At 66.7% G+C, this 10,961-nt stretch carries 9 protein-coding genes; 2 read left to right on the top strand and 7 right to left on the bottom strand.

Features of this window, described 5'->3' with window-relative positions; all coding sequences use genetic code 11:
- Positions 1-148: 148 nt before the first annotated feature.
- From pilQ to BMY69_RS03630, 5 genes are read right to left on the bottom strand one after another with little or no spacing between them, the layout of a single operon-like run.
- On the bottom strand, positions 149-2,428 hold the full coding sequence (pilQ, locus tag BMY69_RS03650) for a type IV pilus secretin family protein (RefSeq protein ID WP_090175364.1): 2,280 nt from the start codon (positions 2,426-2,428) through the stop codon (positions 149-151).
- 19 nt (positions 2,429-2,447) lie between these two features.
- Positions 2,448-2,975 carry a pilus assembly protein PilP gene (locus BMY69_RS03645; RefSeq protein WP_090056323.1) on the bottom strand — a complete coding sequence of 176 codons (528 nt, stop codon included), beginning with the start codon at positions 2,973-2,975 and terminating at the stop codon, positions 2,448-2,450.
- Positions 2,975-3,622, bottom strand: a complete 648-nt coding sequence (gene pilO, locus BMY69_RS03640) for a type IV pilus inner membrane component PilO (protein WP_090175363.1) — start codon at positions 3,620-3,622, stop codon at positions 2,975-2,977. The genes BMY69_RS03645 and pilO overlap by 1 nt, the downstream gene beginning before the upstream one ends.
- On the bottom strand, positions 3,619-4,368 hold the full coding sequence (locus BMY69_RS03635) for a PilN domain-containing protein (protein ID WP_090056319.1): 750 nt from the start codon (positions 4,366-4,368) through the stop codon (positions 3,619-3,621). The genes pilO and BMY69_RS03635 overlap by 4 nt, the downstream gene beginning before the upstream one ends.
- Entirely contained in the window at positions 4,368-5,426 is a 1,059-nt protein-coding gene (locus BMY69_RS03630) for a pilus assembly protein PilM (RefSeq protein WP_090056316.1), read from the bottom strand. The genes BMY69_RS03635 and BMY69_RS03630 overlap by 1 nt, the downstream gene beginning before the upstream one ends.
- Before the next feature lie 236 nt (positions 5,427-5,662).
- Here BMY69_RS03630 and BMY69_RS03625 point away from each other — a divergent pair, with 236 nt between their 5' ends.
- Together BMY69_RS03625 and BMY69_RS03620 are read left to right on the top strand one after the other, a co-directional pair.
- Positions 5,663-8,224, top strand: a complete 2,562-nt coding sequence (locus tag BMY69_RS03625) for a penicillin-binding protein 1A (protein WP_090175362.1) — start codon at positions 5,663-5,665, stop codon at positions 8,222-8,224.
- Between the two features lie 58 nt (positions 8,225-8,282).
- Entirely contained in the window at positions 8,283-8,945 is a 663-nt protein-coding gene (locus tag BMY69_RS03620) for a hypothetical protein (protein ID WP_090175361.1), read from the top strand.
- Between the two features lie 167 nt (positions 8,946-9,112).
- On the opposite strand, the gene BMY69_RS03615 is transcribed toward BMY69_RS03620, so the two are convergent.
- On the bottom strand, positions 9,113-10,408 hold the full coding sequence (locus tag BMY69_RS03615; protein ID WP_090175360.1) for a citrate synthase: 1,296 nt from the start codon (positions 10,406-10,408) through the stop codon (positions 9,113-9,115).
- 263 nt (positions 10,409-10,671) lie between these two features.
- Complete coding sequence (locus BMY69_RS03610; RefSeq protein ID WP_090056306.1) at positions 10,672-10,917, bottom strand: type B 50S ribosomal protein L31; 246 nt, start codon at positions 10,915-10,917, stop codon at positions 10,672-10,674.
- Positions 10,918-10,961: the final 44 nt, after the last annotated feature.

The raw sequence follows: 10,961 nt of genomic DNA, 5'->3' as shown, positions 1-10,961 counted from the left end.
GTGGCACTTCCGCAAGAGTCTGAAGGTCCGATCAGACCACAGGAACCGGCGGAAGTTTAGGGCCGGAGGTAAGGAGTGCCGTGCCGGGCGACCCGGAAACGAGAAGGGCGGCCCGGAGGCCGCCCTTCTCGTCATCTCCAAAGCGCGCTTACTGCAGCGTGTCGCTGAGGATGCGCGGGGTGACGAAGATCAGCAGCTCGGCCTTGTTGTTGCCGCGGTTCGTGCGGCGGAACAGCACGCCGATACCCGGAATGTCGCCCAGACCGGGCACCTTGTCGGTGGTGTTGGTCTTGGTGATCTCGTAGATGCCGCCGAGGACGACCGTCTGGCCGTTGTCGACGAGCACCGACGTGTTGATCTCGCGGGTGTCGATCGAGGGGACGAAGCCACCGCCCGGCGACGGCGTGTTGCCGGCGAGGGCGTCCTTCTTCACGTTGATCTTCAGGTAGACGCGGCTGTCGGCGGTGATCGTCGGGGTCACGCGCAGCTCGAGCACGGCGTCCTTGAACTGGACCGTCGCGTTCTGCGCACCACCGCCGGAGCTGGATGCCTGGTAGGTCACGTAACCGATCTGCGTACCCTGCTTGATCACGGCTTCCTGCTGGTTCGCCGTGATCACGCGCGGGCTGGAGATCACTTCGCTGCGGCCCTCGGTCTGCGCCGCCGACAGTTCGAGGTCGACGAGGTAGTTGGCACCGAGGATCGCGAGGCCGATGCTACCCGCGGGGTTGGAGACCGGCAGGTTGACGTTGTATCCGCCCGGCAGCGTGTAGGGATCGCGGGTCGGCAGGTTGCCCGTGGCACCGTTGGCGAGGTACTGGTTGACCGAGTTGGCGTAGTTGACGTCGCTGTTGCGGACGCTGGTGACCAGCCCACCCGTACCGCCGGCTTCCGTACCCGTACCGCCGCTGGAAAGATCGGGCGACGTACCGACGATCTGGTTCGCATTGTTGTGATAGAAGCCCTGCGCGCCCCAGCGCACACCCAGCTGACGGGTGAACTGGTCGGTCGCCACCACGATGCGGGACTCGATCAACACCTGCTGTACCGGGCGATCGAGCGTGCCGATCAGCTCGCGCAGGTCGCGGATCTTGTCGGGCGTGTCGTTGATCAGGAGCGTGTTCGTGCGATCGTCGAAGGAGACGCTGCCACGCGCCGACAGGAATCCACGCGCGACGCTGCCGCCGGTGCTGCCACCACCGCCCTGCATGCTGCCCGAGGTCAGCAGCTTGGCGATGTCTTCGGCCTTGCCGTAGCTGATCGGGATGTAATCGGAGATGAGCTCGGCCGAATCCTCAGCCTTCTGACGGGCATCGGCGAGGCTCTGCTCGTAGGCCGCCAGCTCGTTCTGCGGCGCGATCCAGACGACGTTGCCGCTGCGGCGCTTGTCGAGGCCCTTGGCGCGCAGGATCACGTCCAGCGCCTGGTCCCACGGCGTGTTCACGAGGCGCAGGGTCACGCTGCCACCGACGCTGTCGGAAGCGACCAGGTTCAGCTTGGCCTCGTCGGCGATCAGCTGCAGGGCGGACCGGACCGGAATGTCCTGGAAATTGAACGTCAGTCGCGAACCGGAATAGGTCGGTTCCTGACCCTTGGCGGCCTTGCCGACCGGCGTCGCCACCTTCTTCGGCGCGACTTCGATCGCGTACTCCGTGCCGTTCTGGTAGGCGGACACCTCGACTTCACCGCGCGTGCGGATGTCGAGACGCGCACCGCCGGGACGGGAGCTCGGCTCGATCGCCTGGACCGGCGTCGCGAAATCCAGCACGTCGAGGCGCTTGGAAAGGTTCGGCGGCAGCGTGGCGCCCGGCAGGCTGACCACGACGCGATCGCCTTCGCGATGCATCTCCGGGGTCGACGCGGCGTTGCCGAGCGTCACCAGGACACGGCCCTCGCCGTTCTGGCCGCGGCGGAAGTCGATGTTCGACAGCGGCGTGCCCGCGCTGGACGGCAAGGCCTTCGTCGGGTCGGAGACGATGGCGGTCGTCGTCGTGGCGGCCGAGGGCCCGTTGTTGACGGTGACGACCAGGTTCTTGCCGTTGATGCTGGTCTTGTACGCGGAGTCACGGAACAGCTCCACCGTGACGCGCGTGCGGCCGCCGGCGGAAACGACGGAAACCCCGGACGTGGCACCCTTGTTGATGTCGATGTGGCGCGTGCTGTACGCGTTGGTCGTATCCGCGAGGTCGATCGCGATGCGCGGCGGGTTGCTGGTCGTGAACACCTTCGGATCCGGCGCCCGCTCGGAGAACGCGAGCGTGAGCTGCACGCGGCCGCCCGGCTGCGCGTCGTAGGTCACGTTCTGCAGCGCGTTGGCGGCCGATGCGGTGCCGGCGAAGGCACCGGTCACGGCCAGCGCGGCGCCGAGGATCCAGCGGCGCGACCGATGGCGCGCGCTACCCGGCAGATGATTGGATTTGGTCGTCATGTGCGTCATCCCCGAGTTCTTATTTTTCACCGACCGCGATGCTTGCCGGACGCTCCATCCAGCCGCCGCTGCCGTTCGGCACCAGCTCGACCAGATCGATGCGATCCTCCCCGACGGCAGTGATACGGCCGTAGGCCTGCCCCATGTACTCATTACGGTGGACGCGATGGATCACCCCACCGGGATCCTTCACGAGCGCCTCCAGGCTGGACCCAGCACCAACCGTGCCAACCATCTTCAGGCTGTCGAGCGTGAACATCTCGAGCGGCTCCTTGGGGCGGTTCTCGTCGGGGCGCGGACCCGTCGACGCGCTCGTGTCCATTTCAGCCGTGCTGGGGCTGAAAGGATCGCGCGCACCCTGGTCCTGGTAAGCGAACGTTTCGAACGTGCGGATCACGGGGAGAGGCGGAATCGGCTCGCCCTTCTTGTGCTTTTCGGCATCGACCCACTCGCGCAGGTCCGACGTGCCGCGGGTGCACCCCGCGAGCGCGAGCGCGCCGAACAGCGCGACGGCGAGAGGGCGGACGATGGCATGCATGCGCGTCATCACTTCGCCCCCTGGCCCGGCGTCGCCGGTTTGGCTGTTTCGTCGTCCTCGAGGTAGCGGTACGTCTTCACGGTGCCCTGGAGGACCAGCTGGCCGGCGCCGCCGTTCTTGCTGTCCTTGTCCTTCGGGCTCAGGGAGACGTCGTGCAGCGTCAGAATCACGACGCGTGGCAGCGAGGCCACGCCACTGATGAACGTGCCGAACTGGTGATACGTGCCAACCATGCGCAGCGTGATCGGTTTTTCGGCGTAGAAATCCTTCGGCGTCTCGGGGCCGGGCTGGAACAGTTCGGTCTCGATGCCCGAGGCGAGCGCCGTCTGCGAGATGTCGATGAGCAGCTCGGGCATCTCGGTACGGCTCGGCAGCTGGCGAAGCAGCGTGCGCAGCATGTCCTGCATGTCGGCGAGTTGCTGTTCCAGGGCCTCGAGGTTCGCGGCCTTGGCCTGCTTCTTCGAGAATTCCGCCTTCAGCGACTCTTCCTGGGCTTCCGCCTGTTCGAGGTCGTCCTGCTGCGTGCTGATCTGGAAATACCAGCCTCCGAGCAGCACGACGACGAACACGAGGCCCGTGAAGAACATCTTGACCGACTTCGGCCAGCCGCCAACGTTGTGGCGGTCGAGATTGCGCAGATCGTCGAGGAACTTCATGGCTTGGCTCCCGTCGGAGCCGCCGCGGGCGCTGGCGTCGTCACCCCGGCTGGCTGGGCGGCAGGCCCCGCGGCCACGGGAGCCGGGGACGCGGGCTGACCGGTCGCCGCCTGAGCGGCCTGCGCCAGGGGGGCCGGAACGGCGGCGGGTGCCGCCGGAGCCGCGCTGGTCGACGAGCCCGCGGGCGCGGCGCCATCGGCTTCGCCCGGCTTGTTAAGGCGAACGTCGAGCCCGAAGCTATACGGCATGCGCGAGGCGTCGTGCGTGTTTTCCGTCTTGCGCAGGTCGGCATGCCCCATCCACGGGGACGCCTCGATGTTGCGCATGTACTCGGCGACGCTGGAGTTCGACTGGGAGACGCCGTCCAGCGACATCGAATCGCCCGACTGCTTCATGCCGGAGAGCCGCGCGCTGGCGGGAATCGTCTTCACCATTTCGTCGAACAGGTGGACCATCTGGGAGCGGTTCGCCTGGAGCTGCTCGATGATCTGCTTGCGCTGGAGCAGGTCGGAGCGGACCTTCTCGAGGTCCTTGATCTTCGTGATGCGGTCGTCCAGCTGCTTGATCTCGGCCTGGAGGTACGCGTTGCGCTCCCCCTGGTTCTCGATGCGCGCGTCCATCCAGAACGACCACGCGATCAACGCGACGAGCGCCGCGGCGAACGCGACGCCCAGCTGGATGTAGAACTCCCTTTCCCTTTGCTTGCGGCGCTCCGCGCGCCAGGGGAGCAGGTTTATGCGTGCCATCAGTCGAAGCTCCTCATGGCCAGGCCGACGGCGATCATCAACGCGGGGGCGTCCTGGGCCAGGGTCTGCGCCTGCACGCGGCTGGAAAGCGCCATGCGCGCCAGCGGGTTGGCGACGACGCAAGGCACGCCCAGCTGCTGCTCGAGCAGTTCGGTGATGCCTTCGATGGCGGCGCAGCCGCCGGCGAGCACGACCTGGTCGACGCGGCTGTACTCGCTGCCCGCGAAGAAGAACTGCAGCAGGCGGCTGACCTGCTGGACGAGCGATTCCTTGAACGGCTCGAGGGCCTCGGACTCGTACGACTCCGGCAGGCCGCCCTTGCGCTTGGCGCGGCCAGCTTCCTCGTAGGAGAGCCCGTAGCGGCGCATGATCTCGTCGGTCAGCTGCTTGCCGCCGAAGACCTGCTCGCGGGAATAGATGGTGCGCTGGTTCTTCAGCACCGCCAGCGTGGTCATGGTCGCGCCGATGTCCACTACGGCGACCAGGGCGTCGCGCGAGACCGCGAGCTGGTCGGCGACCATGCCGAAGGCGTTCTCCATGGCGAAGGCCTCGACGTCGACGACCCGGGCGGTCAGGCCGCCGAGGTCGAGCGCGGCGATGCGCATGTCCACGTTCTCCGTCCGCGAGGCGGCGAGGAGGACGTTGTTCATCTCGGGATTGTCGCGAACGGGGCCCAGCACCTCGAAATCGAGGCTCACTTCCTCGATCGGGTACGGAATGTACTGGTTGGCCTCGACCTGGATCTGGCCTTCGAGGTCATCTTCCGAGAGGTCGGCCGACATGGGGATGATGCGGGTGATCACGGCCGAGCCGGCCACGGCGGCCGCGGCGTGCCGGACCTTGGCCCCCGACCGGGCCAGGGCGCGCCGGATGGCCTCGCCCACGGCCTCGACCTCGACGATGTTCTTTTCCACCACCGCGTTGGGCGGCAAGGGTTCGACAGCGTAATGTTCGACGCGATAGCGTCCGCCGGCTTGGCTGAGTTGAAGCAGCTTTACCGCGGTCGAGCTTATGTCGACACCGATCAACGGTGCCGCTTTGGGTGTAAAGAGCCCCACGTTGTCCCCCTTCCCCGCGCCTTGTCGGAATTTGGTCTTCGGCGCGAGGGCATTAAATCTAAAACTTAACGGATTAGCAACGGGCCTCGGAGCCGCTTACCGGCACTAATTCACAAATCGAGTCACCGGGTTAGCGAACCCCCTTCACACCGGGTCGAAAGATCGCGCGGGCCGCCCCCGACCCGGTCAGGCTCTATACTCGCGCTCGACCACACGGCGGTGAGCCCCACTTTTCCATGCGAATCCTCAAGCGTCTGCTGCGCTATGCGCTGTACCTGGCACTGGCCGGCATCCTGTTCGTGGCGGGCGCCATCGGCGTGGCCTACTGGCTCCTGGCCCCGCGCCTGCCCTCGGTGGCGGTGCTCCGCGACTACCACATGCAGGTGCCGCTGCGCGTCCTCAGCTCGGACGGCCGCCTGATCGCCTCGTTCGGCGAGACCCGACGCATCCCGGTCCGGATCGCCGACGTACCGGCGCGACTGAAGAACGCCGTCCTTTCCGCCGAAGATGCGGACTTCTACAGCCACCCCGGCGTCGACTGGCACGGCATCGCGCGCGCCGGCATCCACGTCGTGCTCTCGGGCGGCGACAAGGGCCCCGGCGGTTCGACGATCACCCAGCAGGTGGCCCGCAACTTCTTCCTCAGCCCGGAGAAGCTCTACTCCCGCAAGCTGACGGAGATGTTCATCGCCCTGCGCATGGAAAACGAGCTGACGAAGGACCAGATCCTCGAGCTCTACATCAACAAGATGTTCCTCGGCCACCGCTCGTACGGCCTCGCGGCCGCCGCGGCCTACTACTACGGCAAGAACCTCGACCAGCTCACCGTCGCCGAGAGCGCCGCGCTGGCGTCCACCTTCCAGCTCCCCTCGGTGGTCAACCCGCTGAACAACGGCAAGCGCCTCATCGCGCGCCGCAACTGGGTGCTGGGCCAGATGCTGGCCAACCGCTTCATCACCAAGGCCGAGTACGACGAAGCGATCGACGAGCCGAACGACGCCTTCCCGCACGAACAGCAGATCGAGGTCGACGCCCCCTACCTCGCGGAAATGGTTCGCCAGCAGGTCCTGGAGAAGCTCGGCAACGACGCACTGACCGAGGGCTACATCGTCCACACCACGGTGCCCAGCGACGGCCAGGCCGCCGCGAACGAGGCGCTGCGCAACCGGCTGTCGGCCTACGACCGCCGGCACGGCTACCGCGGCCCCGAAGGTCACGAGGAACTTTCGGCCCAGGCCGGACCCGAAGACTACGACCGCGTTCTCGCGGGCTACACGAGCGTCGCGGGCATGATCCCCGGCATCGTCACGGAAACCGGCGCGAAGGAGGCCAAGGTGTACCTCTCGCCCAAGGAGACGGTCACGCTGAGCCTGGCATCGATGGCCTGGGCACGTCCCTACGTCAACGAAGGCCGGGCGGGCGCCGCCCCGACGCGCGCCGACGCCGTGCTCAAGCGCGGCGACGTGGTTCGTCTGTTCCACGCCGTGAAGGACGACGTCAACGAGGATGCCGCCACCGAGGAAGGCAAGCCGGCCGCGTCCGAGCCGGCCCAGCTGGAATGGCGCCTGACGCAGATTCCGGCGGTGCAGGCCGCGCTGGTGTCGCTCGATCCCGAGGACGGCGCCGTGCGCGCGCTCGTCGGCGGTTTCAGCTTCACGCGGTCGAAGTTCAACCGGGCCGTGATGGCGGCACGCCAGCCGGGCTCGAGCTTCAAGCCCTACCTGTATTCCGCCGCCTTCGAGCGCGGTTTCACGCCGGCCTCGATCGTCAACGACGCCCCCGTCGCCTTCCCTGACCCGTCGCGCCCGGACGGCATGTGGACGCCGGCCAACGACGACAACAAGTTCAGCGGCCCGATGCGCCTGCGCGAAGCGCTGGTGCAGTCGAAGAACCTGGTCTCCGTCCGCCTGCTCGACGCCATGGGCCTGCGCTTCGCACGCGAATACATGACGCGCTTCGGCTTCACGCCGGACGCGCTGCCACAGAACCTGTCGCTGGCGCTGGGCACGGCATCGGTCTCGCCGATGAGCATGGCGCGGGGTTACGCGGTATTCGCCAACGGCGGCTACCTGGTCACGCCGTACTTCATCTCGCGGATCGACGATCGCGACGGCAACCCGGTCTACGTCGCGAACCCCGAACGCGCGTGCGCCGAATGCCAGGAGCGCCTGCTCAATCCCACGCCGCCGGGCCCGCCCACGCAGGCCTCCACGGCGCTGATCCCGGCCCGCCCGGCGACGGCCGGCACCGCGGGCGGCGGCACCGGCGACGCTGTGCTGCCGGCGGACGCGCACGCCAACGCCTCGGAGGCGCCGAAGCTCGCGCCCCACGTGATCGACGTGCGCAACGATTACCTCGTCACCTCGCTGATGCAGGACGTGATCAAGCGCGGCACCGGTTCCGCCGCGAAGGCGCTGGGGCGCGACGACCTGGCCGGCAAGACCGGCTCCACGAACGATCACCGCGACGCGTGGTTCGTCGGGTTCAACGGCGACATCTCGTCGGCGGTGTGGGTCGGCTTCGACGACTTCAGCTCGCTGGGCCGCGGCGAATTCGGCGCCAAGGCGGCGCTGCCGATCTGGATGGACTACATGGGCGCCGTCCTCAAGGACAAGCCCTCGCACGCGCTCGCCATGCCGCCCGGCATCGCGACGGTGCAGGTCGATCCGGGTTCGGGCCTGCCTTCGAACGGCGGCATGAACGAAATCATGAAGGTCGAGGACGTCGATCGTCTTCGCGAACAGGCGACGCAGAAGCAGCAGGAGGAACAGCAGGAACACGCCTACGACATCTTCTGACGCGCGCCGCGCGAGAGTGCGCGCGCCTGGTACACGAACACTTCAACGGGGGTGAGTCATGGCACGAGGCGAACACCACAGGATCCATGCCCAGGACCGGACGCAACGCAACCGCGTCCTCGTCGCCCAGGAGGCGGCGCGCCTGATGAGCGAGCATGGCATCCGTGACTTCCACCACGCGAAACTCAAGGCCGCCGAGCGGCTCGGCATCGTCGACACCCAGGCGCTGCCCCGGAACAACGAGATCGAGGATGCGTTGCGCGAGCACCAGCGCATCTTCCACGCCGACACGCAGCCGCAGGCGTTGCGCGCTCGCCGCGAGGCCGCCGTCGAAGCCATGCGCTTCATGCGCGCGTTCGATGCGCGCCTGGTCGGCGCCGTGCTCGAAGGCACGGCGGACGAACATTCGGCGGTCTGCCTGCACGTTTTCAGCGACGATCCGGAAGCCCCCGGGCTGTTCCTGCGCGAGCAGGGGATTCCGCTCGAGACCCAGAGCCGACGGCTGCGCTGGTCGAACCCGGGCGCGGATCAGGTCGATTACCCGGTGCTGCTGTTCGGCGCGGACGGCATTCCCTTCGACATCACGGTGCTGCCCGTCGACGCGCTGCGCCAGGCGCCGCTCGATCGCGTCGACGAAAGGCCGATGCGACGGGCGACGGCTTCGATGGTCCAGCAGCTGCTGGCGGAAGAGGACATCGCGGCGTTCGACGCGTCGTGTTGAAGGCGACGTGGCTGGCTCCGCCGTAGGAGCGCGCCCTGCGCGCGACGCCGTTGGGGCCGTGATCACGCGACCTGTGACCCATTCGCAAAAAGCTGTCGCGCGCAGGGCGCGCTCCTACCGGTCCCGCGAGAACAAAAAAAACCCCGCTTTCGCGGGGTTTTTCTTTCTTAGCGCTTGTCGTTCGGGACGTAATCGCGAACGTCGGCGCCCGTGTAGATCTGGCGCGGACGGCCGATGCGCGATCCCGGGGTCTCGTGCTGCTCGATCCAGTGGGAGATCCAGCCCGACGTGCGCGCGATGGCGAACATGACGGTGAACATCTCGGTCGGGATGCCCAGGGCCTTGTAGATGATGCCCGAGTAGAAGTCGACGTTCGGGTAGAGCTTGCGCTCCACGAAGTAGTCGTCCTTCAGCGCGGCCTCTTCCAGCTTCATCGCGACGTCGAGCAGCGGGTCGTTGACGCCGAGCTCGTTGAGCACCTTGTGGCACATCTCGCGGATGATCTTGGCGCGCGGATCGAAGTTCTTGTACACGCGGTGGCCGAAGCCCATCAGGCGGAACGGATCGTTCTTGTCCTTGGCGCGCTTGACCGCCGTCTCGACCTTGTCGGCCGTGCCGATTTCCTCGAGCTGGAGCAGCACGGCTTCGTTCGCGCCGCCGTGGGCCGGACCCCAGAGCGCAGTGATGCCGGCGGCGACCGAGGCGTACGGGTTGGCGCCCGTCGAGCCGACGAGGCGGACCGTGGAGGTCGACGCGTTCTGCTCGTGGTCGGCGTGCAGGATGAACAGCAGGTCGAGCGCCTTGGCGACCACCGGGTTCAGCTCGAGCGGCTCGCTCGGCACTTCGAACATGGTGTGCAGGAAGCGCGTGACGTACTCGAGGTTGTTGCGCGGGTAGCGGGTCGGCCAGCCGATCGAATGGCGGTAGATGGCCGCGGAGATCGTCGGCATCTTCGCGATCAGGCGAATGGCGGCGAGCTTGCGGTCGTCCGCGTTATCGACGTCGAGGTCGTCGTGGTAGAAGGCCGACAGCGACGCGATCGACGCGGCCAGCATGGCCATCGGATGCGCGTTGTGGTGGAAGCCCTTGAGGAAGTCCTTGAGGTTCTCGTGCATCATCGAGTGATGCGTGATCTCGCTCTCGAACTTCGCGAACTCGGCCTTCGACGGCAGTTCGCCGTTGAGGAGCAGGTAGGAGGTTTCGAGGAAGGTGGACTTCTCGGCCAGCTGCTCGATCGGGTAGCCGCGGTACAGGAGGACGCCCTTGTCGCCGTCGATGTACGTGATCGCGCTCTTGGTGCTGGCGGTGCTGCCGTAGCCCGGATCGTAGGTGAAGTAACCGGTGTCCTTGTACAGCGTGCCGATGTCGACGCACTCGGCGCCGAGCGTGCCGCCGATGACCGGCAGTTCGCTCACGGGCTTGTTGGATTCATCGACCAATTTGACGGTTTTGGCGTCGGACACGGCGAGCTCCTCTTGTTCTGTTGCCGCCGCCCGCGGGCGGGATCGGCGTACCGATGGTGGAAAACGACACCGTGGGGGAGGCGCCGTACCGGTCACGACGTGCGACCGAAGTTCCCCATTATCGCACACAGCCCATTCAAACGTCCGTTAGACGAACGTGCAGATCGCGGACGCAAAAAGACACGGGGCAAGCCGTGGGCCTGCCCCGTGTCTTCGATCCTCGCGAAACGCCACCCCGCGAGCGGCGCGCGGAATTCGCGGTATTACTTCTTGCCGTAGCGCTGACGGAACTTGTCGACGCGGCCGCCGACGTCCAGCGTCTTCTGCTTGCCGGTGTAGAACGGGTGCGAGTGGCTGGTGATATCGAGCTTGATCACCGGGTACTCGTTGCCGTCTTCCCACTTGACGGTCTCCTTGCTGGACATCGTCGAGCGCGTCAGGAACGCGAAATCCGACGACAGGTCCTGGAAGACGACCGGCTGGTAATTCGGGTGGATGTTCTCTTTCATGGCTTGAACCTGAGAAATAGCGGGGTGAAAAGAGCGGCATTGTA

The sequence above is a fragment of the Luteibacter sp. UNC138MFCol5.1 genome, assembly GCF_900110505.1.
Classification (GTDB): Bacteria; Pseudomonadota; Gammaproteobacteria; order Xanthomonadales; family Rhodanobacteraceae; genus Luteibacter.
Note: the sequence above shows the minus strand (reverse complement) of the source record. Positions and strands in the feature narration are given on the sequence as shown.

Excerpts from the sequence above, each read along its gene's own strand:
- BMY69_RS03635 (WP_090056319.1), bottom strand. The coding sequence starts at position 4,368 with ATGGCACGCATAAACCTGCTCCCCTGGCGCGCGGAGCGCCGCAAGCAA.
- BMY69_RS03625 (WP_090175362.1), top strand. The coding sequence starts at position 5,663 with ATGCGAATCCTCAAGCGTCTGCTGCGCTATGCGCTGTACCTGGCACTG.
- pilO (WP_090175363.1), bottom strand. The coding sequence starts at position 3,622 with ATGAAGTTCCTCGACGATCTGCGCAATCTCGACCGCCACAACGTTGGC.
- pilQ (WP_090175364.1), bottom strand. The coding sequence starts at position 2,428 with ATGACGACCAAATCCAATCATCTGCCGGGTAGCGCGCGCCATCGGTCG.
- BMY69_RS03645 (WP_090056323.1), bottom strand. The coding sequence starts at position 2,975 with ATGACGCGCATGCATGCCATCGTCCGCCCTCTCGCCGTCGCGCTGTTC.
- BMY69_RS03620 (WP_090175361.1), top strand. The coding sequence starts at position 8,283 with ATGGCACGAGGCGAACACCACAGGATCCATGCCCAGGACCGGACGCAA.
- BMY69_RS03610 (WP_090056306.1), bottom strand. The coding sequence starts at position 10,917 with ATGAAAGAGAACATCCACCCGAATTACCAGCCGGTCGTCTTCCAGGAC.